Below are 24563 nucleotides of genomic sequence, written 5' to 3' on the forward strand. Positions count from 1 at the left end.
TACACTGCCACGAATTCACAGTTATGCACGGCACGAGCGACTAAAGCTGCCTGGCCAGGGCTTGACAGGACCACTCGTCTTGATTGAACGGCTCAACAGGCATCGCACCGAGCCCAGCTGGTGTCACGGGGCGTGAGGAGGGAGGGCTGCCGCATCAACGAGTGACTGAGGGGCACGGCCAGGTGCCATCTTGAGTCGACGAGTGATGAGCGTGCAGCGTCGAACGTCGTGCTCCAAAAGTTCGTGGTAGCCCTCCCATCGGAGAAGGTCAGCGTCAACGTGTACGACCGCGCGGCGGCTGCGTCGTGGTACCCGCCGTGGCTCCGGCCGGAGAGGTGAAGGACGCCAGGCAGCGAACTCAGCAAGATCGAGTTGATGTACAGCTCGCGACGTTCTGCTGCCGGGATCTCACGGGAGTTACCGGCGCCTTCTCCAGACTTGTCGGTTGTGGCGAGCACGACCTCGATCTCGCCTAGCGCGCGCACACTGATCGAGAGCTCCAGCTGCACGAGGCGATCGGGCTCGAGGTCGCGGGACCGGTCGCCACCGGCTGTGATGTTGGCTGAGGACAGCTTCAATGGCAGGCCGGCAACCGACGAACTCGGCATGAAGCCCAGCTGCTCACTCACCGTGGTGGCCCTTCTTCTGTCCCTACGAGACTCACGAAGTCAGCGACGCCGAACTCGCCTGACGCAGCTTCGTCCTCTGGTGCGCCCATCATGCACCATAGAGAACTATTTAGTCCACTTCACTGATCGACAAGCGTACCGCGATACACGCCCAGACCGGAGCCGTGCGCCTCGCCGCGCCGGGCAATGAGCGGCGTGATCCCGACCCCGCGGGCCCGCCTGCGGTACTGGTCGTAGTCATAGTCGCGACAGGCGTAGCGCGTGTCTTGCCGCCGGCGGGGCCGGCCGCGACGGCCCCGCACCGGCGGGGTCGCGTGGACGAGCGACATCAACGTGTCAGGACCAAGCGCACACGCGCGCCGAAGCCGCGATACGCTAATTTGGACTAACTAGTCCTATTATTTCGTCGACGGATCGACCGAGCTCATCGGGCCAACCGCCCGCGGCAGGTCGAGGACGGAGCACACAGGAGCCATCAGCCGCGGAACCGACTGCGCCGATGCTGCAGTAAGTCGGCGCGACGGAGACCTCATCAAGGGCTAACACGGCCGCGCAGCCGCGCATTGGGCTCATGGAGCTAGATCGCAACGTGAGGTGTTTTGAATGCCCGCGTGACTCGCGCAGATACACCCCGTGGTGCTTACAGAGCGGAGCCCGGTCAGGAGCAAGCGATGAGCGAGGAGAACACGTGATCGAAAACGAAGAGGCGACGCCGACACACCACGCACCGCAGGTGCGCGTGGTCACGGCATCGTCGTGCACCGCGGCCGTCCCGACCCAGCCTGCAGCCGCCCGCACTGGCGTCGCTGCTGAGGAGCCCGGTAGCAGGCGGGGCTGGGCGTCCGTCGGTGCGGTCGCGCTCGGCGCGTTCGTCATCGTCATGACGGAGACGCTGCCAGTGGGGCTGCTACCGCAGATCGCCGATGGACTGCATGTCTCGCTCGGCCTCGCAGGGCTGATGGTGCTCGTGCCGGGCTTCAGTGCCGCGGTGTCGGCGCCGCCGTTCTTCCTCTGCTCCGGCCGCTTCAACCGGCGCTCGGTCATTCTCGTCCTATGTCTAACGGTGCTGGTGTCGAACGCGGTCGTCGCGGTGGCGCCGAACTTTCTCCTGGTGTTGATCGCCCGTATGCTCTTCGGCGCCGCCCTCGGAGCCTTCTGGACCGTGGTCGCACCGGTCGGACCCAAGCTGGTGGGCCCGGCCGGCGGAACTCGCGCCATCACCATCATCGCGGCCGGTATTTCGGGTGGGACGGTGGTGGGGCTGCCTGCGGGACAGTTCCTCGGCAACCTCGTCGGCTGGCGTCCCACTTTCGCCATTGCGGCGGCGGCGACACTGCTTATCGTGGTTGTGCAGACGGTCGTGCTGCCGGGTATTCCGCCGGACGGGCGTACACACCTGCGTGATCTCGTGGGAGTCGTGACACGGCGGGCCGCCCGGCTGGCGAGCGTGGGCACCCTCCCCTGGCTTGCTGGCCTGTTGATCGCGCTGTGGGGCCTGGTCTGGGGAATCGTGAACCCGGGAACGCTGGTCTGGATGCTCGACTCGGCCCCGGAAACCCCGGAAGCCGCGTCGGCGGTGAATGTGACGAACCTTCAGATAGCCCTGGCGGCCGGGTCTGGCCTCGGCGCGATCCTTGTTTCGTCGACAACCTTGCAGACGGTGTTCCTCACGGCGGGCTTCACCGTCCTTGCCTCCGCCGTGCTCACCGCGGTGGCGGCGCGGTTCATCACACTCACCCGGAGGGAATGAGGAGACTGAAGCGAGGCAGGGGGGCCAGGCGCTCAGAGCCCCGGGCGCACTTGGCGCTCGTGGCCGGGCTGGACGGTGCTGGCCACCGACATTTGGGGCCTGCCCTGGGAAGCACCCACCCTGCTCCACGGACCAATCCGAACCGACACACACGGCATCTGGGCCCGCCACGGCGCGTGCGGCACCGTACAGAAGATCACACAGACCCGTCCGAGTGCCGGCAATGCCCACCCGAGGCCGATTCCCTGACCGTCGCGCCGCAAAGGGGGCCAGACGCGTGATCCCCCGGCAACTGACGCGTAGACCGCCCCGCCACTCGGCGCCGGTCCGATCACGCCCACGCCGCTACACCCGAGTCCGATGGCGCGAAACTTTCACCCCGTGGGATCGATCATGTCGGCGAGGCTGATGATCGTCATTTCTCCGCGCGCCGAGCTTTTGGGCGTCGTCCCGGCCATCCGGCCGCATCGGGGGCGATCCGGCGGCCAGGCCACGCCCGGGTGCCGTGCGGGCGTCCTCGCCATGCACTCGGGCGGGAGGCGCATACGCCGGCTCGACCCGCTTCTCCCGGACGGTACCTAACCTGTGCCGCTCGAATATTGGACCACGCGGTCTGAGATGGGGTTATGCGGCGTGCCCAGAAGCAGCCGCCGACCAGGATCGCCTTCTCGGTAGGCAGATCGTCTCCTCTACCCAGTCAGTGATCCCGGTGCACACCTGAAGTCGGGCGCACTTCAACTGGGCTATATAGTCCTAATCACCAGCTTGGATCCTAGCAGCGGCCAGCCGAGGGGAGCTCCGGTACCGCCTCCCCGTCCGGATCGACTCTGCCCGGAGGTGGCGGGGTCCTGCCGAGCCGAAGCACCATCATCGCAGGTCTTGCGGCGGTGTGTGTGTCGCGGTCGTCGTCGAGGCCGAGCCGGGGATCACGGCGTGCTCCTCCTTCGCGAGCATCCGTTTGGACCTCAGAAGTGGACTTGACAGACCAGTTCTACCGAATCTAGTGTGCGACGGTCCGTGCCTCCGGTGGCGACGAACTGTCCGACTTGGACCAACCGGCGCCGAGTTCCACGGACGTCGTACCACCCCCCGGGGGTAACCGACTTCTACCAACACAAATCGCGATTCAATGGGGAAGGAACAACTGTCATGAGTGAGAACTTTGAGGGCCATAAAGTCGTGGTCGTCGGCGGCAGCAGCGGCATGGGCCTGGCCACGGCCCACCAAGTGCTCGCCGGGGGCGGCACCGCCGTAATCACGGGTCGAGACCAGGACAAGGTCCGGGCTGCGGTCGAAGCGTTGTCGCGGCACGGAAAGGCGTGGGGCATCACGACCGAGCTGACCGACCGCGACCAGGTACCGGAGGTCCGGAAGCAGCTCGCCGCCGAGCACGCCGACGCGACCCTGCTCGTCAACGCCGCGGGTTTCTTCGTCCCGAAGGCATTCAGCGAGTACGACGAAGCCTTCTACGACTCGTACAACGAACTGAACCGCGCACTGTTCTTCATAACGCAGACCGTCGTCGCGGGTATGGTCGCGGGAGGCCGGGGCGGCGCCATCGTCAACGTCGGCTCGATGTGGGCGCACCAGGGCATCGCGGCGACGCCGCACACCGGCTACTCCGTGCAGAAGGGCGGCCTGCACTCGTTCACCAAGGCACTCGCGATCGAGCTGGCGCCACACAGCATCCGGGTTAACGCGGTCGCGCCCGCGGTCGTGAAGACACCTTTGTACCTGGGCTTCATCCCAGCGGACAAGCTCGATGAAACCGTCGACAGCTTCAACGGCTTCCATCCGCTGGGGCGGGTCGGCAGCCCGGAGGACATCGCGAACGCGGTCTCGTTCCTGCTGTCGGACAAGTCGAGCTGGATGACCGGCGCCATCGTCGACGTCGACGGCGGCGTCATGGCCGGCCGCAACTGATCCTCGAAACGTAATCTCGGGATCGCGCCGACGGGGTTGCGGACGCGTCCGTAGCCCGCGCCCGCGGGGAAACCGCCGGCGAATTCAGCGAGACCGTGGCTCGGCCGACCCGCACGTGATCGCGCTCGATGCTGAGGTCAGCAATTCCACCCATGGGGATCAGTTCACCAAGGCTCGAGATCTTCACGTGCGCTACCGGCGCGCAGATCAGCAGCGGCAGGCACGACCTCATCTCTCCTTGCGGCCGACCGTCACGGAGATCAGGACGTGCGCTACCGATGCAAGGATGCGCAGGTAAACGGGATGCGGCTGATTACGGACCCATGCCGTCGGACGCAGGAATCACAGCCTGCAACCGCCGGCTCCGTGGTCATCGGTAACCGTGGTTTCTCGCGGGTTGCTCGGATGACACGAAACCCACCGTCACACGGCGGCACGAGCCGGCACCGGAACCATTGGAGTCGCGGACGAGAACCGGCATAGACTGACAGTGAGAGCATCGATCTGACACGAGAGCAGCGGACTCCTCGACCTGACCGCCGACGCCATCGAGCGGATCACTACCGAGAACCGGACGCTCCGGTTGAAAACCGGAAGCTCACTATCGACAACTAAAAGCTCACCGAGCGGCTCAAGGCTGCCCGGGAGAACAAGAGCAGGCCGCACCGTTTGCGGCCGAGGTCGCCGCGCGCCTGGGCCTGGTCTGCTTCGATCCTCAGGGAGGGCCTCTCTGGCGTTGAGCCAAGCCGACCCGAGGCCAGACAAGGATCCCTTAAAAGCAGCCGCAATCGGGCGTGACCTTCCGAGTGCCCGACGACCTAGACAGCCGAGCCTTCGTCCGCCGCTGGGTCAGCTGGGACCTCAACAAGGCGGCGGGCGGACCGTACACCCAACTTCTGGGGGCTCAACCCGCTCCGAGACGACCGCGAGGCGTTCGAGGCGGGCTTGGCCCGCGACGCCCGCCAGATGAGCGATGAAAACCTCCACCTACTCTTGGAGTTCGAGTGGCGCTCGCGGCTCACCGCAGCCTGGCTGATCGGCCTCGACCGGCGCCGCCAGTTCCGACAGCCCCTCGGTGACCTGCTGCTGGCAAGCAACTTCGTCTTCGCCAGCCGGGGCTGCTGCTTTGCCCCTGGCCCGCTTCGGCCAGCCCGAGGACGCCGAGATCCTTGTGGCCTACCTCGACCACTACCTTCCCGGCTCGACTGCCACTTCGACCAGCCAAGCCCTCTCGGCGCATTGCTCACAGCGTGGGGCGGGCTGGTCCTCGCTGTCGGGCACCGCTTCACGCCGCCGCGTCCCGTCCTGCGGGGACTGACCGGCGAGGAAGAACAGGTGGAGCCGCTCGGTTTCCGACAACCGGAGCGCCTGAGCGAGCGCGGCGAGCGCCTGGGCCGACGCTGCCTTGGCCCGCACCTGCTCTAGCTGGACGAGATGGTCAACGGACCCACCGGCCAGCCGGGCGACCCTCTGCCGGCGCAGCCCGCGGATCCGTCGACCGACCGAGACATCCGATCCGAAGTCCTTGAGCCGCCGTTCGTCGCGCCGGTCGCGTAAGGTCGCGCCGAGTTCGTTGCCCAAGACCTCCACAGTCTCGGATCCTACGTCGGCATCGCCGTAGCGGGTGTCGTGGCCATGCACCCGGGTCCGGCGAACGGGGGCGGCCTGCGGCCGACGCGATGTCCTCTGGGACGATCTATGGAAGCCGCCGACGAGGAGGATGACGCCGTTGATGCGCGATGATCGACCCCACACCGGCCGGTTGGTGTGCGTCGGCTCGTACACGAAGGAGGCCGGCGGGCGCGGGATCGGCATCACCACGTTCTGGCAGGATCCCGAGGACGGGACCCTTCAGCCGGCGGACTCGGTCGCCGTGCCCGCACCGTCCTACCTGGTATGGCATCCCGATCTGCCCGTGCTCTACGCCGTCAACGAGCTCACCGAGGGCATGGTCACCGCGCTGCGCGCCGAGCCGGACGGCCGGCTGCGGCCGATGGTCAGCCTGCCGAGCGGCGGCGCGACGCCGTGTCATCTGGCGCTGACGCCGGACCGGCGCCACCTGTTGTGCGCCAACTACCACGGAGGCAGCCTCGCCGTCTTCGCGCTGGACGACGCGGGCCGCCCGATCGAGCGCGTGGACCTGGTACGCCATCGCGGCCACGGGCCGCACCCGGATCGCCAGGACGCCGCACACGTGCACATGGCCGTGCCGGACGGCGCCGGAGACACGGTGAGCGCGGTGGATCTGGGCACCGACGAGATCCGCGGCTACCGGCTGTCGTCCGCCGGCGGCTCGAGCAGAGCACGTGCCTGTCGCTGCCACCGGGGTTCGGGCCACGCCAGATCATCCGCCACCCGTCGATGACGCGCGCGTACGTGGTCGGCGAGCTGGCGTCAGCGCTGATCACTCTGACCGAGACCGCGGACGGCCCGCGTGTCACCGGCACCCTGCCCGCGACGACCGCCGCCGCGGCCGGCGGCAACTTCCCCTCACATCTCGGCCTGTCCGACGACGGTCGTTTCCTGTACCTGGCCAACCGGGGCGCCGACCGGATCAGCGTGTTCGCCACCGAGCCGGACGGGTTGCGCCCGGCAGGTGAGTATCCGAGCGGTGGAGCGTGTCCACGGCAGTTCGCGCTGGCCGGACGATGGCTCTATGTGGCCAACCAGGACAGTGACCTCGTGACCGCCTTCGCCGTCGATCCGGCGACCGGGGCACCGTCGGTCCTGGCGCAATACCCGGTGGCCACGCCCACCTGTGTCGCGGTCGCGCCCTGGGAGCCGCCCAGCCGCTGAGGATGTCCGTCACCGGTCGCGCCGCGCTGCTACGGTGACCGCCGTGACGGAGATCGAGTCATCTGTGGAGAAGCCCGAGAGTGAGCACGAGGGTCCCGTCGTCGAACGCATGATGCTGTTCACCGACGCCGTCGTGGCCATCGCGATCACCCTGCTCGCTCTGGAGCTGCCCGTTCCCAAGGGCGGGACCAACTCCGAGCTGTGGCACGCGGCGGTCGAGGCTCGACCCGAGTACAAGGCGTTCCTGATCAGCTTCGCGGTCATCTGGGCCCACTGGTCCGCGCACCGCAACGTCTTCCGCGGCCTGCGCGCTCTCGACCGGACCCTCGGCTCACTCAACGGGTTGTGGCTGTTGATGGTCGTGCTCATCCCGTTCGCCACGAAGATACTCGCCGGCGACGGGGCGTTTCAGCTGCGCTTCGGTTTCTACGCGCTGATCGAGACGGTGACCAGCCTGCTGTTCCTGCTGATGACCTGGCACGTACGACGGGCCGGGCTGGCCGCCGAAGGCACGCCGCCCGAACGCTTCACCGACGCGATGGTGCGCAGCGGCGCCATCGCCGCCTGCTTCGCCGTGTCGATCCCCGTCGCGTTCGCCGGCCAATGGGCGTACCTCTGCTGGGTCGCGGCCATCGTCGTCGCGCGCCTCGCCACACGGGTGACACAGCGGCAGGTCCAGCCTGCCTGACCGCCCCCAGCCTGCTTCAGCTCGTGTCTTCCAGGCTGGGGCGCAGCAGTGGGGCGGCGCCGAGACCGCTGGGGGCTGGTGTGGCGCGCTGCGACGTTCCGGCGTAGTACCGGTTCGCGGCCGTCGAGGCGACGCGCACCCGCAGGTCGTTGCCCTGGCCGCGAAGCAGACCAGGGGGTACCGCGCAGCTGATCGGGCCCCAGCCGTACCGTCCGAGCGGTGTGCCGTTGAGTTCGATCTCGGCGCTCGTGTCGACCACGGGCAGGATCAGTTCCCAGTCGGGCCAGGCGAGATCCTCGCCGGGAATGTCGAAGCCGAGCCGGTACTCGCCGATGCCGGAGAACTCGGCGAGGCCCTGCAGCTCCCAGCCGCGGTCCACCCGGATCGGGATCTCCGGTCCTGCGGCGCGCAGGGTCCAGCCCTCCGCCAGCACCAGGTCGCCGGGGACGGGCGTGGTCCCGTCGCGGAGACTCATGCACACCAGTTCCCAGGGCGCGAGAGAGAGCGTGAGCGACACGCCGGTCGTCGTCCGCAGCGGTTCGATCGCGCCCGATTCGGGCCGCCATCGGGTCACCTCGGCCGGGGTCGAGGAGGGGCGGACGGTCACCGTTCTGGGATGGCCGGCGTCGTTGAACAGAGCCAGCCGGGTGCCCGTGGAGTCGCGGCCCGCGTACTGCCACACGGTCTCGCCGGAGTTCTCCGCGCCCTCCACCTCAACGACGGCGTGCCGGGCACGCAGCGGTCGCAGGACCGCCTCGACCTGCCGCGCGGAGGGTGGTTCCGGCCAGTGGGACATGGTCGCCGCGTCGCACAGGCCGGCCATCCGCGCCGCCAGCGTCGCGTCCACGCCGCCGGTCTGCGTGGCGCCGGGAAGCGGTCCGGACGCGAGGAGCGTGCCACCGGCGTCGAGGAACCGGGCGAGCACGTCGACCGTCGATCCGTCCCGTACGACCTCGACCCCCGGCAGCACCACGCCTCGGTACCGGCGTCCGCCGATGACCAGGCGACCGTGCTCGACCGCGGCGGCCCGCACGTCGCGCTCGTCGACCAGGTGATAGCCGTAGCCCTTCCGCGCGAGGTGCTCGGTCCAGAAGGCGGTGTGCGCACCGTACGGGTGCGCCGGACCGCCGGCCCAGCTGCTGCGCAGCGGGTAGACGACGGCGACCTCGCATTGCGGCTCCATGCCGTCGAGGAACACCGACAGGCGGCCGGACTCTTCGGCGAACGCGCGGTGATAGGGGAACCAGGGCTCGAAGTTCACCCCCGGCGCGAAGTCGAAGCGCGGGTTCGTGAACATCTCCTCGCGGTCGTCCCCGTCGGTCTGCCAGAACGCGTGCGTCAGCAGTTGGCGGGCGCCGAGCAGGTGGTGGCGGATCGTCTGCGCGCGCAGGTCCCGCAGGGTGAGCTCCCACTGTCCGGCCGCGAAGTGCGACCCGGTCGCCGTACTGCCGAAGTACTGCTCGACCAGGCATCCGCTGCGGCCGTTCGCCCGCGCGACCGAGTCGCCGAACTTCGCGCTGAGCTGCGGATCCGTGTTCCGTGCGTCGACGGCGGTGTGATCCCGCCACCGGTCGAGCCCGAAGTAGTCGGTCCCGAAGTTCGTCCGGGGGTCGTCGGTGATGATCGTCCCCGTCGGGTCCCATGAGGAGACATGGCCGAGGACCTCGTGTCCCGACAACGCGATGCCGTGCCGCCGGCACCAGCGGGCGAGTGTGCCGAAGAAGCTGTCGATGCCCAGCGTGGAGTAGGTCTCGAAGAAGTCGCAGCGGCGTGCGGGCGTCATCGGGCCGATGCCGCGCACGAGCGCCAGGAGCGAACGCCGGAAGGGAGCGTCGTGCTCGGCCTCGTATCGGCGGACGACCTCCGGCGCGTACATCAGCGACGAGCCGACGTGCCCGTGATGCTGACGCCAGCGGAAGAAGCACGCGTGCGGTTGGTCGAAGAACGCGTACTTGACCGTGCTGCCCCAGTGCGGACCGAACGCCTCGGCGTACGGGGCGTAGCCGACGTCCGTGTAACGCTCCGCCGCCTCGGGAAGCAGGTAGTCGATCATCCGGCTCGTCGCGCAGCGCGCCGCGACGAAGACGGTCACCGCGGTCGATCCGGTGGGGAGCGCACCGCGGGGAACGACGACGGTGCAGCCGTCAGCGCCGGCCGAGCCGATCCTGGCCGTTTCGGTGAGATCGTGGATCTGCGACTCGTCGGTCACCTCACCGGCCGGGTGTGCCAGGGCCGCGACGACCTCCCACTCGTCCCACCGCACTTCGCCGTTCTCGAAGACCCAGTGCATCCCCGGGTCCAGGAGGTACTCGACGTCAGTGGGGTGGATGTCGTCCACCGTGCACTCGACGTCCGTTCCCGCGTCCGTGACCTGCGCCGTCGACCAGAAGAGGTGGCGTTCGCGCAGCTCGTCATGGCCTTCGACGGTACGGCCGCCGGCGTGGCCGGAGAGCCAGTTGTACTCGTCGTAGACGCCAATGATCATGCGGTGCCCGGCCGCTTCGTCGGCCGCGAGCCGGCAGGCCGCGAGGTAGTCGTCGCTCAGGTACTCCTTCCGCGGGAAGGACATGCGGGCCTGGATCTGGAAGGAGCGAAAGCCCGCCCGCGCCATCTGCGCGACCTGTTCCCGGATCTCGGTGGGAGTGGGAAGCCGGTGCCAGAACCAGTACGTCGCGGGGGCGTGCCATGGATCGGGCTCACGCCACGCGGGGCTGCTCGCCATCTCGGAGGCCGCCTTCCTGGAGCTGGGGCGCCTTGCTGAAGTTCGGCGGGACGTCGAACTTGAACACGAAGGTCAGCAGCCCGTAAAGCACGATGCCGATCGCCATCGCGATGAGCACACCCATGTTGGTCTGGCCGATGACGCCCTTCTCCTGGCTCTTGGAGAGCAGGAAACCGACGACCCGTCCGATGTTCGGGTCGCTCGAGGTGACCGTGCCGAGACCGACCACGGTCGCGGCCGCGAGCGAGACGAGCGCGGTCCACCGGCCCGACCGTCCGCCGTACCCGGCCGCCTGTGCCATGCCGACGTTCCAGTCGAGCCGGCGCTGCCGGATGAAGTCGAGCAGCTGGATTCCGCCCATCGTTCCCATCACCACGGCGATGAGCGCGAGGAACGCCTGGAAGGTGGCCAGGAACGAGTCGGAGACGAACAGCAGATAGAACGCGCCCGCCGAGATGACCACCATGTTGATCACGGTCGTGGCGGCGCGCGACAGCGGAACGCCCAGTGCGAGGAGCGCCAGGCCCGAGGAGTACAGGCCGGTGATGGCCGCCGCGATCAGCGAGATGACGATGACGACCGAGAACGGGATGAAGAACCACAACGGCAGCAGCGCGGTGAGCGCCGCGATCGGGTCGGCCGCGGCCGCTTCGCCGAGCGCGTGGTCGCTGCCGGCGAGCAGTACGCCGAGGATCAGCAGCACGGCGACCGGCAGCGTGATGCCGCCGGCCGTCCAGCCGATGACGCCCCGCGCTCTGGTCCGCCGCGGCAGGTATCGGGCGAAGTCGCCGCCGTAGTTGAGGAATCCGATGCCCACCATCGTCATCGCCATCACGATGCCGCCGAGGAACGCCCACGCCGAGCCGTCGGGGGTGCTGCCAAGCCTGCTCCAGTGCACGTGCGGAATGATGATCACGATGAAGGCGATCGTCATCACGCCCGTCAGCCAGGCGATCCAGTTCTCGATCCGGGTGATCAGCTCGTGGCCGAACACCGCCGCGGTCATGGTGAGGGCGAGGACGACCACGAACCACAGCACGATGGCCGTCACGGTCGCCTTGCCGTTCGAGGAGGCGAAGACCGACGGCCAGAGCCGGGCGAAGAGTTCGGCGCCGGTAGTGGACGCCAGTGTGATGATCGTGACCTTCCAGCCCACGTTCGACAGATAGGCGAAGAAGCTCGGGAATTTGTTGCCGTGGATACCGAACGCGAAGCGGGTCTGGGTGAGTGTGGGCAGTCCGGTCCGCGGCCCGCCGACGGCGAGCACCCCGACCAGGAATGAGGACGCCGCGTAGCCGACGATGCCGGCGACGATCGCCTGCCACACACTCAGCCCGAGGGAGAACACGTAGATCCCGTAGCTGACGCCCAGGATCGAGACGTTCCACGAGAACCAGATTCCGAACAGTCCCCTGGGCGTGCCTCGCCGTTCGGCGTCGGACACCGGGTTGATCCCGTTCTTCTCAATGCCAGAGCCGGTATTCGGCCGATCCGTGACTTCTTCTGTGCTCATCGCCGGTCCTTCCGTGCACAACATGCGTCGCGATACCGCCACCACAACAGGAACGGGGGTCGCTCCGGCGAACGCCGGGCATTCCGACAGCAGCCCGCCTCCCGCACCGTCGGAAGCTCGGGCTCCAGGTGTGGAAAGTAATCCGAACACGGACTATCTGCAAAAGCAAGGGCTCGGGCCGACGGCTTTTGGGATCACCCGGGACCTCGCGCACCGCGGAGGCCGTGGCAAGGTAGAGGCATGACAGCCGATGCCGAGCGGGCGCGGGAGGCGGTCACGACACCTCCCGCGTTGATGGCCGCCCCCGGATACCTGGCCCGCCGGATCTACCAGTCGTACGTCGCGCTCTGGACGCGGGTCGTGGATCCGGTGCTGACCGGTCCGCAGTTCGCGGTGCTGACCGTGGTCGACAGCCATCCGGGGATGGATCAGGGGTCGCTGGCATCGTCGGTCGCGCTGGACCGGTCCACGATGACCGATGTCGTCCGCCGGATGGAGGCCGCCGGGCTGATCATCCGGCAGACCGCCCTGCACGACGGCCGGCGCAAGCTGCTCTACATGACCGACGAGGGCCGGCGGCGCCTGGCCGAGGTGAACCGGCTGGCCCGCACACTGGATGAGGAACTGCTGCGCGGCTACGAGGGCGCCGAGCGCGATCGGATCATGCGGGAGCTCACGAGGCTGGCCGGCCACTGGGAGAGCCTGCTCGACGACCGCTGACGAAGGTTCGCTCCGAGGCTCCGTCGCGAAACATCCACCTCAGCCCTTGCTTTCCGAGATAGTCCGTGTTCGGATTAGTTCCTGCGAACACCAGCTCGCGCTTCCGTCATACGAACCGCTGGTCGCCGTCGAACTGCCCGGATTGTGGCGATTCGCGTTGCATTCCCATCGTGTGGTGAACGGCGGACGCGCGCCACGGAACACGGGTGTGGAGGAGGAACAGTGCCCGCTAGCCAGTCATATGACGTCACGATCGTGGGAGGCGGCCTCGGAGGACTGACGGCCGCGTTGGCCCTGCGCCAGCGCGGGCTCCGCGTCACCGTCCTCGAGCAGGCCCCCGAACTCGGCGAGGTGGGCGCCGGCATCCAGACCGCGCCGAACGCCAGCCGCGTTCTGCTGGGTCTCGGACTACGCGACCGGCTCGAGGCGATCCGCACCGAGCCCCTCGACCAGGTACGCCGCCGCTGGCAGGACGGCAGCGTCATCGGGCTGACCAGCCTCGGGGACTTCTGCAAGCGCGAGTACAACGCCCCTTACTGGCATTACCACCGCGCCGACCTGCACAAGGTGCTGCTCGACGCGTGCCTGGACGCGGAGGGTGCCGGGCCGGTGGTCGAGGTGCGGACCAGCAGCAAGGTCGTGGAGATCGACCAGAGCGATCCGGCCCGGCCGGTCGCGGTCACACAGTCCGGGGACGCACATCGGGCGGACGTGCTGATCGGCGCCGACGGCATCAGGTCGAACGTGCGCGACCTGCTGGGCTTCGCGGACACGCTCGTGTTCTCCGGCGAGATGGCCTACCGGGCGCTCATTCCGGGCGACAAGATCGCCGCGGATCCCGCGACGCGCTGGCTGGTGGACCGCTTCCAGAGCACGATCTGGTACGGCCCGGACCGGCACCTCGTCCACTACATGATCCGTGGCGGGGAGTACCTCAACGTCGTGGCGATCGTGCCCTGCTCCCCGGAGGCGCGCGACCAGTGGACCGCGTCGGCGACCGTCGAGGAGCTCGTGGACGCCTTCCCCGGCTGGGACGACCGGGTCGCCGCGATGCTCTCCAAGGCGGAGGGCGACATCTCCGCGTGGGCGATGTACCACCGGCGCCGGGACCCCGTCTGGGTGGACGGCCACGTCGCGCTGCTCGGCGACGCCTGCCACGCGATGCTGCCCTACCAGGCGCAGGGCGCCTCGCAGGCGATGGAGGACGCGGCGGTGCTCGCGGAGGAGCTCGGCTCCGTCCCGGTCGAGGGGGTCGGGCACGCCCTCGTGCGCTATGTCGCGCGGCGGGCGAAGCACGCGGGGATGGTGCAGGACGCCGCCTGGGAGAACATGGCGTTCTATCACCTACCGGACGGGCCCGAGCAAAGGCGACGTGACGAGAGACTCAAGAATTTCGATGGCGAGTCCAACGTCTCCTACGAGTGGCTGTGGAGTGGTACGCCCCTGAACGATCCTGACGAGGAGCGGTTCGCGTATCAGTTCCACGGCTGATCCTCCGGGGCTCGCGAGGCACCGCGGCCCCGAAGGATCGTGACGCCACCGCCGTTGGCGCGGCGGGCGGCGTCGGTCAGGGAAGCGCGTACCAGCGCGCTCCGCCTCTCTCCGAAACAGCTGGAGTCTACATGGAGACAGGAAGCGAGATCGTCCAGGGCCTGCCCTGGAGGTGGCGGGTACAAGGAAAGATCTTCATCATCGGCGGCCTCGGCTACATGTTCGACGCCTGGGACGTCACGCTCAACGGCTACCTCACTCCCCTACTGGGCGAACACTTCGACCTCACGGTCGCCGAGAAGGGCCTCGTCGCCACCGCCAACCTGATCGGCATGGCGGTCGGCGCGGTCGTCTGGGGCACCATCGCCGACCGGGTGGGCCGGAAGAACGCCTTCAGCCTCACGCTGCTGGTGTTCGCCCTGTTCTCCGTCCTCGCCGCGCTGTCTCCGACGTACGACTTCTTCCTGGCGGCCCGTTTCCTCGCGGGCGTCGGCCTCGGCGGCTGCATCCCGGTCGACTACGCGCTCGTCGGCGAGTTCACGCCGAGCCGGCAGCGCGGCCGGGTGCTCACCGCGATGGACGTGTGGTGGCCGATCGGCGGAACCCTCTGCGGGCTGGTGGCCACCGCGCTGCTGCCCGTCCACGGGAACTGGCGGTGGATGCTCACCGTCATGATCCTCCCCGCGCTGCTGCTGTTCTGGATCCGGCGCGGCGTGCCGGAGTCGCCGCTCTACCTCGCCGGGGCCGGCCGGGAGACGGCGGCCCGCGCCGTCATCGACGACCTGGTCGCACGCACCGGAGCGGAGAGCAGGCCGTACGCCATCGTCGCCCCGGGGCCGCGCGCGCCGCGTGGCGTGCAGGCGGCATTCGGCCAACTCGCCCGGATCTGGCGGTACAGCCCGCGCATCACCTCGGTGGCCTGGCTGCTGTTCGTCTCGATCATGCTGGTGTACTACGTGTCGCTGACGTGGCTGCCCACCATTCTGAAGAGCCAGGGCTACGGCTCGTACGTGGCGTTCTCGGGCACGACGACGATGACCGCGGTGGGGGCCGTCGGCGTGATCCTGTCCGCGGTGCTCGTCGAGGTGGTCGGGCGCAAGTGGGTCATCGGGATCAGCGCGCCGCTCGCGTCCGTCGTCTTGGTGGTGTTCGCGTCGACGTTGAAGGTCCACTCCGCGGCGCTGCTGTGGATCGCGGTCTTCGGGTTCGTCATCCAGTTCACGATCCCGGCGCTGTACGCCTACGTGGCCGAGCTGTACCCGACCGCGCTGCGGGCCAGCGGATTCGGCTGGGCCTCCAGCATGAGCCGGATCGCCTCGGGCTTCATCCCGTTCATCTTCGGGACCGTCCTGTGGCCGCAGCTGGGACTGACGATGACGTTCACCGTGGCGGCCGGGTTCGTGCTGGTCGCCGTGGTCTGGATGGCGGTCGCCGGACCGGAGACCAAGGGCCGGAACCTGGACGCCGACGCCTCCACCGTCCCCGCGCCGGCCCCCGTCGCCGGATCCGCCTGACCTCGAAGAAGGGACCATGAAACCCGCATCGTTCACCTACCACCGGGCTCGCGACGTCGCCGGCACCGTGCGGCTGCTCGCGGAGCTGGGCGAGGACGCCAAGGTCATCGCGGGCGGCCAGAGCCTGGTCGCGATGATGAACTTCCGGCTGGCCCGGCCCACCCATCTCATCGACCTCGGGCGGCTGCGGCGCGACCTGGCGTACGTCCGCCTCGACGCCGACGGCGCGCTGCGGATCGGGGCGCTGACCACCCATCACGAGGTGGAGACCGCCGAGCTGGGGCCGGGCTTCCAGGTGATCCGGGACGCGATGCGGTGGATCGGCCACCTGCCGATCCGTACGCGGGGAACGGTCGGCGGCAGCCTCGCCCATGCCGACGCCACCGCCGAATGGTGCCTGCTCGCGATGCTCCTGGACGCCGAGATCGTCGTCCAGGGGCCGGGCGGGCGGCGGGTCGTCCCCGCCGGCGACCTGTTCCTCGGCTTCTACACGACGACGCTGGAGCCCGCCGAGCTCATCGTGGAGGTGGTCTTCCCGAGGGCGGCTCGGCGGGCCGCGCTCACCGAGTTCGCCGAGCGTCACGGGGACTTCGCCGTCGTCGCCGCCGCCGTCGACCTGGACCACGGGCGGGTCGCGCTGGGCGGGGTCGCGCCCGCTCCGGTCCGGGTCCCGGAGGCCGAGGCGGTGCTGACCGGCGGCCGGAACCCCGAAGTGTTCGCCGAGTGCGCGGAGGCCGCCGCGGCGGCCGTCGACCCGCCGAGCGACGGCAACGGCGACGCCGACTATCGCAGGGTCCTCACGCGGACCCTGGTCACCCGGGCCTGTGAGGAGGCGATGTGGCGATGAGCTGGGTCGGGAGATCGGTCACGCGCCGGGAGGACCCCCGGCTGCTCACCGGACGCGGCCGGTTCGTGGACGACATTCACCTGCCGCGCATGCTGCACGCGCAGTTCGTCCGCAGCACCGTCGCGCACGGAACGGTCACGGGCGTCGACCTGTCGGGGACGCTCGCGGTGCCGGGAGTGGTCGCGGCGTTCACCGCCGATGACCTGGAGCTCGGCGACATCACCGCGATGCTCGACCGGCCATCGAGCGAGTTCGTGCCGACCGCGATGCCCGTCCTGGCGCGGGACCGGGTCCGGTTCGTCGGGGAGCCGATCGCCATCGTGCTCGCCGAGGATCCCTACGCGGTCGAGGACGGTGTCGAGGCCGCCAAGGTGACCTATGAGGTGCTGCCGCCGGTGGTCTCCGACGAGCGGGCCCTCGCGCCGGGCGCACCGCTCGTCCACGCCGCCGCCACGGCGAACACGCTCGTCGACGTGTCGATGTTCGCCACGGAGGGCATCGACGAGGTCTTCGCCACCGCGCCCTGCGTCGTGAACGTGCGGATGAAGACCGGCCGGCAGAACGCGCTGCCGATGGAGACCCGGGGCGCCGTCGCGAACTGGGACGCGCGGGACGAGCAACTGCTCGTCCAGACCTGCACGCAGGTGCCCCACCTGGTCCGCACGCTCATGGCCGAATGCCTGGGACTGGCCGAACGGAACGTCCGGGTCGTGGTCCCCGACATGGGCGGCGGCTTCGGAATAAAGTGCGTGGTCGGACGGGAGGAGATCGCCGTCGGGGCGGCGGCACTGCGGCTGCGACGGCCGGTGAAGTGGATCGAAGACCGCAAGGACGCGCTGAGCGCCTCGTTCCTGGCCCGCGAACAGCGCTACGACCTGCGGGCGGCGTTCGACGCCGACGGCCGGATCCTCGGGATCGACGCCGACATCGTGTGCGACATGGGCGCCTACTCCTGCTACCCGTTCACCGCCGGCATCGAGCCCCTGATGGCCTCCGCCGAACTGCCCGGCGTCTACCGGGTCCCGGCGTACCGCGTCCGGGGCCGTGCGGTCACCACCAACAAGGCGCCTACCGCGCCGTACCGAGGCGTCAGCAGGCCACAGATCGTGATGGTCGTGGAGCGGCTGTTCGAGCGGGCCGCCCGCGAACTGAGCCTGGACCCCGTCGAGATCCGGCGCCGCAACCTCATCACCGAGTTCCCCTACACCGGCGTCAACGGCGTCACCTACGACCCGGGCTCCTACCTGGAATCGCTCGAGCTGTGCGAGCGGACACTTCGGGACGAGGACTGGTACTCGGTCCGGGAATCCGCCGACCGCTTGATCGGGATCGGCTACTCCTGCTTCAACGAGCGCACCGGCTACGGCTCGGCGGCGTTCGCCAAGCGGAAGATGGCCGTGGTGCCGGGCTTCGACCTGGCCGAGATCCGGATGGACCTCACCGCCGCCGTGACCGTCACGACCGGGACCATGAGCCACGGCCAGAGCCACGAGACCACCCTCGCCCAGATCGTCGCCGACCGGCTCGGCCTCGACCTCGCCCGGGTGAAGATCCATCAGGGCGACACCGACCGCGTCACCTACGGCTTCGGCAGCTTCGCGAGCCGCTCGGCGACCATCGGCGGCAGCGCCGTCGCCCGCGCCGCGACGGCACTTGCCGACCGGCTGCTGCGCCTCGGCGCGCACCTGCTGGAGACCACCCATGACCAGGTCGAACTGCACCGCGGCGCGGTCCGGACCCACGACGGCCGCAGCGTGTCGTTCGAGGACATCGCCGACGTCGCGTACCTGAAGGCGCACCTGCTGCCCGAAGGTGCCGAGCCGGGCCTGACCGCCCGCGCCTCGTTCGACGTGCAGGGCGACGGCACGTTCTCCAACGCCGCTCACGGCGTGGTGGTCGAACTGGACCCGGGCACCGGGCAGGTGCGGATCCTGCGGTACGTGTGCGTGGAGGACTGCGGGGTCGCCATCCACCCGCAGGTCGTGGAGGGCCAGTGTCGGGGCGGCATCGCGCAGGGCATCGCCGGGGCGCTGTTCGAGCAGGTGACCTACGACGCGCAGGGCGAGCCGTCGTGCGCGAGCTTCATCGACTACAAGGTGCCCTCCGCCCTGGAGATCCCGGAGGTCGCGATCCATCACCTGGAGACACCGTGCGAGTTCACCGAGAGCGGCGCGAAGGGCGCGGGAGAGGGCGGCACGATCGGCGCACCGGCCGCCGTGCTCAACGCCGTGAACGACGCGCTGCGCCGGACCGGGGTGGAACTCGACGACACGCCCATCCGGCCGGAGACCGTGCAGCGCGCGCTGCAGCGCCTTGGAGTGACCCTATGACCGACAAGATCTTGATCAGTCTCACCGTCAACGGCACGGCGTACGACGACGTCCTGGTCGAGGCCCGCCACACGCTCGTCGACGTGCTTCGCCACGGCCTCGGGCTGACCGGCACCCACGTCGGCTGCGAGCACGGGGTCTGCGGCGCCTGCACGGTGCTGGTCGACGGTGCCCCGGCACGTTCCTGCCTGATGTTCGCCGTGCAGGCCGAGGGCGCCGACATCCGCACGGTGGAGTCACTGTCGGACGGCGACGGCGACGGCGAGTTGAGCGATCTGCAGCGCGCGTTCTCCGCGCACCACGGGCTGCAGTGCGGCTTCTGCACGCCCGGTTTCCTCATGCTGGCCGAAGGATTCCTGGCCGAGCGGCCGCAGGCGACCAAAGAGGAGATCCGCGAGGTCGTCTCGGCCAACCTGTGCCGGTGTACCGGCTACCAGACCATCGTCGAGGCGATCGACGGCTGCGCGCGCGAACGGCGCGGAGAGGGAAGGCAATGATCCTGGACAACGAGATCACGGTGAACGCCTCGCCCGACGAGGTCTTCACACTGGTCAACGACGTGGAACGCGTCGTCACGTGCCTGCCCGGCGCGTCGATCCACGGCCGTGACGGCGACACCTACCAGGGCGGCATCAAGGTCAAGGTCGGGCCGATCACCGCCGAGTACGCCGGGACCGTACGGTTCCTGGAGACCGATCCGGAACGCCGGCACCTTCGCCTCCAGGGGCGGGGCGCCGACACGCGCGGGTCCGGCGACGCTGAGGCCGAGGTGCGCCTCTCGGTGGACGAGGCGCCCGGCGGCGCGGTGCTGCGGCTGACGACCGACCTGCTGATCCGGGGGAAGCTCGCCCAGTTCGGCAAGGGCGCGATCGTCACGGTGTCCGACCGCCTCCTCGCCCAGTTCGCCCAGAACCTGGCCGTCCTCGTCGAGTCCGACCAGGCCGCCGAGCCCGCCTCGGCCGCCGGCGTCGGGCACTCCGATGGGGCCGGAGCGGCCGTACGGTCCGGGCCGCACCGGCCGGGGTCGGCGGAGCGGGTGGCCGCCGCGGAGCTCGACGGGCTGGCGATGCTGGTGCCGCCGTCGGCGGCCAAGTACGCGCCGGTGGTCGCCGCGTTCGCGTTCGGGGCATTGCAGGGCTGGCTGATCGCCACCGTGCGGTCGCAGGCCAAACAGCTGAAGGAGCTTCGCCGTGGCTGACGGCATGTACGGGCGCCGCACCGACGACGTCTACGCGACCGCCGGGTTCGGGGCCGCCGTCCGACGAGGCGAGCGACCGGCGATCGTCGTCGTGGACCTCACCAACGGGTTCACGGACCCGGCGTACCCCTCCGGCACGGACCTCGGCGACGTCGTCGCGGCCACGGCCGCGCTGATCGAGGCGGGGCGCGCCGCCGGCGTACCGGTCGTCTTCACCACCATCGCCTACACCCCGGCCGAGGCGGACGGGACGGTCGTGCGCTGGCTGGACAAGGCACCCGGGATGCGCGCGCTGCGGGAGGGCAGCGCGGCCGTGGCGGTCGACGAGCGCCTGCCGCGCCGCGACGAGGACGTGCTCGTGGTGAAGAAAGGCGCGTCCGCGTTCTTCGGCACCTCGCTCGCCTCGATCCTCACCGGCGCGGGCTGCGACACGGTCGTCGTCTGCGGGGCGACGACCAGCGGCTGCGTCCGCGCGACGGTCGTCGACGCGGTGCAGTCCGGCTTCCCGGTCCTCGTGCCGCGCGAGTGCTGCGGCGACCGGGCCGCGGGCCCGCACGACGCCGCACTCTTCGACATCCAGGCCAAGTACGGCGACGTCATCTCGCTCGCCGACGCCCTCGACCATCTCGGCAGGTGCCCTCAGCATGTCTGACCGCGTCCTCCCCCAGTCCGCCCTCGCCGACCTGGCCGACGTCCCCGCGCTCAGCCGCTGGGTCCGGTCGGGCTCCGTGCGGCTGCACGCCCTCGACTACGGCGGCGAGGGCGTGCCCCTGGTCGTCCTGCCCGGCATCACCAGCCCGGCCATCAGCATGGACTTCGTCGCCCGTGAGCTCACCGACCTGGTCCGGCCGATCGTCCTCGATGTGCGCGGCCGCGGGCTGTCCGACGACGGCGCCTCGTACACGCTCGAGGATTACGCGGCCGACGTCGAGGCGGTGGTCCAGGGGCTGGACCTGCGCCGGCCGCTGCTGCTCGGGCACTCGATGGGCGCCCGGATCGTGGCCGTCACCGCCGCCCGATCGGCGGTGCCGCTGCGCGGGACCGTGCTGGTGGACCCGCCGATGAGCGGCCCGGCGCGCGGCCCGTACCCGACCACGCTGGCCGCCTTCCGGTCCCAGCTCGACCAGGCGAGGCGCGGCACCGACGCCGACGAGGTGGCGCTGTCGTGGCCGCGATGGCCGCGCCGTGAGCAGGAGTTGCGGGCCCGCTGGCTCGCGAGCTGCGGCGCGGAGGCGATCGCCGCGACGCATCGGGGCTTCGAGACCGAGGACTTCTTCGACACCTGGCCCGCCGTACCGGCGCCGGCCGTGCTGCTGTACGGCGCGCAGAGCCCCGTCGTCACGCGGGCCGGCGCGGCGGAGGCCGCCCGCGCCAACCCCGCCGCGCGCCTGGTCGAGATCCCCGACGCCGGCCACATGGTCTTCTGGGACAACCCCGGCGCCGCCCTGGCCGCCCTCCGCGAGGCGCTCTCGCGGTGGGTACCCGGCGACCGGCCGCGGACCGACGAGAACTGAAAGCCGGAGGGCTCACGCCCGACCGTCCGAATCAATCCGCCCCAGGAAGCTGGGCTTCCTCCGGACCGGATAGTCCGTGTTCGGATTAACTGGGGCCTCATCGCGGGAGGTGCGATGGATCAGAATCTGTTGAACGACATCTGCGTACGGCAGCTGACGATGAGCGGCGTACACGAGGGCGAGACCATCGCCGTGCTCTCTCAGGGAGCCGAGCGGCTGGACTACGCGGACGCCTTCCTGTTCGCCGCCCAGCGGCTGGGGGCGACCGCCTACCACGTGCGGCTGCCGGAGGAGTCGAGCGCGTCGGGCGCGTGGGCGGTCGGGCAGACCGCACTCGGCGCTAATCCGCAGGTGGTGGAGGCGTTCAAGCAGGCGGACATGTTGGTGGACCTGAAATTCCTGCTCTTCAGCAAGGAGCAGTTCGCCATCCAGGACGCGATGACGCGGATCCTGACCGTCGTCGAACCGGCTCCGCTGCTGGCGCGCCTGATGCCGACGCGGGAGCTGCGCGAGCGGGTCGAGGTGGGCGCCGAACTCTTGGGCAAGGCGAGCTCGATGCGCATCACCAGCCCGGCGGGCACGGACGTCACCTACCGGCTCGGCGTCTACCCGACGATGAGCGAGTACGGCTGTACCGACCAGCCCGGGCGCTGGGACCACTGGCCGGCCGCGTTCGTGTTCACGGGCGGGGCCGACGACGGGGTGGACGGGACCATCGTGCTGTCGCCGGGCGACGTGCTGCTGCCGTTCAACACGTACGTGCAGAGCCCGGTCACGCTCACGATCGAGCAGGGATTCATCACCGACATCCGGGGCGGCCTGGACGCCGAGCTGCTGTCGTCGTACATCACGTCCTTCGACGACCCGCGCGGGTACGGCATGTCGCACGTGGGATGGGGCCTGGACGAGCGGGCGCACTGGCACGGCCTGATGCAGTTCCCCGGCGGCATGGGCATGGAGCTGCGCTCCTTCTACGGGAACGTCATGTTCTCCATCGGCCCCAACAACGAGCTGGGCGGCCCGAACGACACGCCGTGCCACTTCGACATCCCCATGCGCGGCTGCAGTCTGTTCCTCGACGACGAACCCGTCGTGCGCGACGGCGACGTGGTCGTCCCCGAGATGCGCCCGGCGGGGCGGCGGTGACCGCCCCGGAGTCCGTCCGGAAAGGGGACGCGGACGTGATCGACCACCACATCGGCCTGATCGTGCCCAGCTCCAATCTGACGATGGAGACCGAGCTACCGCGCATGCTGCGCGCGCGGGAGGACGTCGAGCCGGGCGACCGGTTCGTGTTCCACAGTGCGCGGGCCCGGATGCGGCAGGTCACCCCCGACGAGCTGATCGCGATGAACGCGCAGGCCGAACGGGCCGCTCTGGAACTGGCCGACGCGCGCCCCGACGTCGTCACGACCGCCTGTCTGGTCGCCATCATGGCGCAGGGGCCGGGCTACCACTGCGTGGCCGAGGACTCGATCCGCGCGGTGCTGCGCGAGGAGGGTGCCGAGGCGCCGGTCGTGTCCAGTGCGGGCGCGCTGCTGGCCGCGCTCGGCGCTCTCTCGGCGCGGCGGATCGCCGTCATCACGCCGTACCTCAAGCCGCTGACCGGAAAGGTCGTCGAGTACCTCGAGGAATCCGGGGTGGAGGTCGTGGACGCGCTGAGCCTGGAGGTCTCGGACAACCTCGCGGTCGGCCGCCTCGATCCAGGGGATCTGCGCGAGCACTGGCGGCGGCTCGACCTGGCCGGCGCGGACGCGCTGGTCCTGTCGGCGTGCGTCCAGATGCCGTCGCTGTCCGCCATCCAGGCGGTCGAGGACGAAGCGGGCCTGCCGGTCCTGTCGGCGGCGACGGCGACGGCCTTCTGCATCCTGGAACAGTTGGGCCTGTCCCCCACCGTCCCGAACGCGGGCAGCCTCCTGAACGGCAAGTACGCCCTCTGACACCGGTAAGGGCCGGGCACCGTCCCGGCCCTTACCGGTGCTCAGGGTGATCAGCGTGCCGCTGCGCCGTGCCAGGGCGGCTGGATGTAGTCCTCGAGACGGGCGACCGTGAAGCCCTGGCCCTCGATGTGCTTCAGCAGTGCGACGAACATGGCGGTCATCGTCTCGCCTTTGAGCTGGGCCGGGCCGCGGAAGTGCGCGAGGATGATGTCCCCGGGGCTCAGTCTCTTGTCCCGGTTCAGGTACTGCATGTCGTGGATCTCCATCGCCTCCCGCCACAGCACGATCGCCCGTGGCCCGCAGCCGGCGACGGCGACCTTGGTCGCGGCGTTCAAGCCGCCGTACGGCGGCCGGAACAGGAATGGTGCGACGCCGTAGTGCCTGGTCAGCACCTGTTGGTCGCCGCAGACCTCCTGTCGCTGCCGGGGAAGCGGCAACCTGCTCATCAGCGGATGGTGCAGCGTGTGATTCTGGATGTCGTCGCCCATCGCCTGTAGCGGCTTGAAGTACGCGTAGTCGTCCTTGATCGCGTCGTCCATCAGGAACATGGTGATCGGGACCTTCAGGTCGGCCATCAGGCGGATGAACCTCGGGTCCTTCACCTGGCCGTCGTCGACGGTGACGAAAACGACCTTGCGCCTGGTCGGGATCCGGTAGATCACCGGGACGGGCCCCGCCGCGGTCAACCTGATCGGCTTTCTGCTCGGCGGAGCCGGCGCCGGGCGCATCGCCCTCAGGCCCCAGCGGGCCCATGCACCCGCGGCGGAGGTGCTACGAGCGGGAGCCCGTCCCGGGGTCGCCCCGGCCGACGGCCGTCCACCCCCGCCGGAGCAGCCGGCCAGCGCGACGACGGTTACGGCCAACGCTCCCAAAGCGGGAGAAACCACGCACCGACCGCCACCCGGCCTCATTAGTCCCCTTCGGCACCCGCACCTGAAGACACGGGTGTCTTCGACGATTCCTCGAAAGCCTCCATACGCTGGCGCCG

At 69.6% G+C, this 24563-nt stretch carries 19 protein-coding genes and 4 pseudogenes; 17 read left to right on the forward strand and 6 right to left on the reverse strand.

All coding sequences use genetic code 11. The annotated features are described in order from the left end of the window. Positions 1-92: 92 nt before the first annotated feature. Together ACYVF7_RS29860 and ACYVF7_RS29865 are read right to left on the reverse strand one after the other, a co-directional pair. Positions 93-629, reverse strand: coding sequence for a hypothetical protein (locus ACYVF7_RS29860; protein WP_460347298.1), 537 nt, complete (start codon positions 627-629; stop codon positions 93-95). A 140-nt stretch (positions 630-769) separates the two neighbouring features. Then, positions 770-961, reverse strand: a pseudogene (locus tag ACYVF7_RS29865) (IS5/IS1182 family transposase); the annotation flags it as partial. 356 nt (positions 962-1317) lie between these two features. Between ACYVF7_RS29865 and ACYVF7_RS29870 the strand changes: the two are divergent. From ACYVF7_RS29870 to ACYVF7_RS29885, 4 genes and pseudogenes are all read left to right on the forward strand, one after another. After that, positions 1318-2379, forward strand: a complete 1062-nt coding sequence (locus ACYVF7_RS29870) for an MFS transporter (protein WP_460347300.1) — start codon at positions 1318-1320, stop codon at positions 2377-2379. Between the two features lie 1149 nt (positions 2380-3528). Continuing rightward, positions 3529-4302 (forward strand): SDR family NAD(P)-dependent oxidoreductase, encoded by a 774-nt coding sequence (locus ACYVF7_RS29875; protein ID WP_460347302.1) that lies wholly within the window; start codon positions 3529-3531, stop codon positions 4300-4302. A 966-nt stretch (positions 4303-5268) separates the two neighbouring features. Continuing rightward, positions 5269-5490, forward strand: a pseudogene (locus ACYVF7_RS29880) (DUF6000 family protein); the annotation flags it as partial. Beyond that, positions 5429-5620, forward strand: coding sequence for a DUF6000 family protein (locus ACYVF7_RS29885; RefSeq protein WP_460347304.1), 192 nt, complete (start codon positions 5429-5431; stop codon positions 5618-5620). The pseudogene ACYVF7_RS29880 and the gene ACYVF7_RS29885, both read left to right, overlap by 62 nt. A gap of 26 nt (positions 5621-5646) precedes the next feature. On the opposite strand, the pseudogene ACYVF7_RS29890 reads toward ACYVF7_RS29885, so the two are convergent. Continuing rightward, positions 5647-6117 (reverse strand): annotated as a pseudogene (locus ACYVF7_RS29890) (helix-turn-helix domain-containing protein); the annotation flags it as partial. Here ACYVF7_RS29890 and ACYVF7_RS29895 point away from each other — a divergent pair. After that, a pseudogene (locus ACYVF7_RS29895) lies at positions 6035-7098 on the forward strand (lactonase family protein). The pseudogenes ACYVF7_RS29890 and ACYVF7_RS29895 sit on opposite strands and share 83 nt — an antisense overlap. Positions 7099-7141: 43 nt before the next feature. Then, entirely contained in the window at positions 7142-7786 is a 645-nt protein-coding gene (locus tag ACYVF7_RS29900) for a TMEM175 family protein (protein WP_460347306.1), read from the forward strand. 16 nt (positions 7787-7802) lie between these two features. Here ACYVF7_RS29900 and ACYVF7_RS29905 read toward each other — a convergent pair whose 3' ends face one another. Together ACYVF7_RS29905 and ACYVF7_RS29910 are read right to left on the reverse strand one after the other, a co-directional pair. Further along, complete coding sequence (locus tag ACYVF7_RS29905) at positions 7803-10508, reverse strand: hypothetical protein (RefSeq protein WP_460347308.1); 2706 nt, start codon at positions 10506-10508, stop codon at positions 7803-7805. Then, complete coding sequence (locus ACYVF7_RS29910) at positions 10483-12021, reverse strand: purine-cytosine permease family protein (protein ID WP_460347310.1); 1539 nt, start codon at positions 12019-12021, stop codon at positions 10483-10485. The genes ACYVF7_RS29905 and ACYVF7_RS29910 overlap by 26 nt, the downstream gene beginning before the upstream one ends. A 240-nt stretch (positions 12022-12261) precedes the next feature. Between ACYVF7_RS29910 and ACYVF7_RS29915 the strand changes: the two genes are divergently transcribed. The 11 genes from ACYVF7_RS29915 (at position 12262) to ACYVF7_RS29965 (ending at position 23575) form a co-directional block, all read left to right on the forward strand. After that, positions 12262-12741, forward strand: a complete 480-nt coding sequence (locus ACYVF7_RS29915) for a MarR family winged helix-turn-helix transcriptional regulator (RefSeq protein ID WP_460347312.1) — start codon at positions 12262-12264, stop codon at positions 12739-12741. 222 nt (positions 12742-12963) lie between these two features. Beyond that, positions 12964-14232 carry an FAD-dependent oxidoreductase gene (locus tag ACYVF7_RS29920; RefSeq protein WP_460347314.1) on the forward strand — a complete coding sequence of 423 codons (1269 nt, stop codon included), beginning with the start codon at positions 12964-12966 and terminating at the stop codon, positions 14230-14232. 131 nt (positions 14233-14363) lie between these two features. Further along, positions 14364-15746 (forward strand): MFS transporter, encoded by a 1383-nt coding sequence (locus ACYVF7_RS29925; protein ID WP_460347316.1) that lies wholly within the window; start codon positions 14364-14366, stop codon positions 15744-15746. A gap of 16 nt (positions 15747-15762) precedes the next feature. After that, positions 15763-16593, forward strand: coding sequence for an FAD binding domain-containing protein (locus ACYVF7_RS29930; protein WP_460347318.1), 831 nt, complete (start codon positions 15763-15765; stop codon positions 16591-16593). Continuing rightward, complete coding sequence (locus ACYVF7_RS29935) at positions 16590-18923, forward strand: xanthine dehydrogenase family protein molybdopterin-binding subunit (RefSeq protein ID WP_460347320.1); 2334 nt, start codon at positions 16590-16592, stop codon at positions 18921-18923. Before ACYVF7_RS29930 ends, ACYVF7_RS29935 begins: the two co-directional genes overlap by 4 nt. After that, complete coding sequence (locus tag ACYVF7_RS29940) at positions 18920-19420, forward strand: (2Fe-2S)-binding protein (protein ID WP_460347322.1); 501 nt, start codon at positions 18920-18922, stop codon at positions 19418-19420. The genes ACYVF7_RS29935 and ACYVF7_RS29940 overlap by 4 nt, the downstream gene beginning before the upstream one ends. After that, positions 19417-20121: an SRPBCC family protein gene (locus ACYVF7_RS29945; protein WP_460347325.1), complete on the forward strand. Its 705-nt coding sequence runs from the start codon at positions 19417-19419 to the stop codon at positions 20119-20121. The genes ACYVF7_RS29940 and ACYVF7_RS29945 overlap by 4 nt, the downstream gene beginning before the upstream one ends. Then, positions 20114-20773 (forward strand): isochorismatase family protein, encoded by a 660-nt coding sequence (locus tag ACYVF7_RS29950; RefSeq protein WP_460347327.1) that lies wholly within the window; start codon positions 20114-20116, stop codon positions 20771-20773. The genes ACYVF7_RS29945 and ACYVF7_RS29950 overlap by 8 nt, the downstream gene beginning before the upstream one ends. Continuing rightward, the gene (locus ACYVF7_RS29955) at positions 20766-21635 is read left to right on the forward strand and encodes an alpha/beta fold hydrolase (protein WP_460347329.1); all 870 of its coding nucleotides are present in this window, start codon (positions 20766-20768) and stop codon (positions 21633-21635) included. The genes ACYVF7_RS29950 and ACYVF7_RS29955 overlap by 8 nt, the downstream gene beginning before the upstream one ends. A 114-nt stretch (positions 21636-21749) precedes the next feature. Next, complete coding sequence (locus ACYVF7_RS29960) at positions 21750-22781, forward strand: M29 family metallopeptidase (protein ID WP_460347331.1); 1032 nt, start codon at positions 21750-21752, stop codon at positions 22779-22781. A 35-nt stretch (positions 22782-22816) separates the two neighbouring features. Next, positions 22817-23575: a maleate cis-trans isomerase family protein gene (locus ACYVF7_RS29965; protein WP_460347333.1), complete on the forward strand. Its 759-nt coding sequence runs from the start codon at positions 22817-22819 to the stop codon at positions 23573-23575. A 50-nt stretch (positions 23576-23625) separates the two neighbouring features. On the opposite strand, the gene ACYVF7_RS29970 is transcribed toward ACYVF7_RS29965, so the two are convergent. Beyond that, positions 23626-24237, reverse strand: a complete 612-nt coding sequence (locus tag ACYVF7_RS29970; protein WP_460347335.1) for a polysaccharide deacetylase family protein — start codon at positions 24235-24237, stop codon at positions 23626-23628. Between the last annotated feature and the right edge of the window lie 326 nt (positions 24238-24563).

The organism is Actinoallomurus acanthiterrae, from assembly GCF_054775715.1.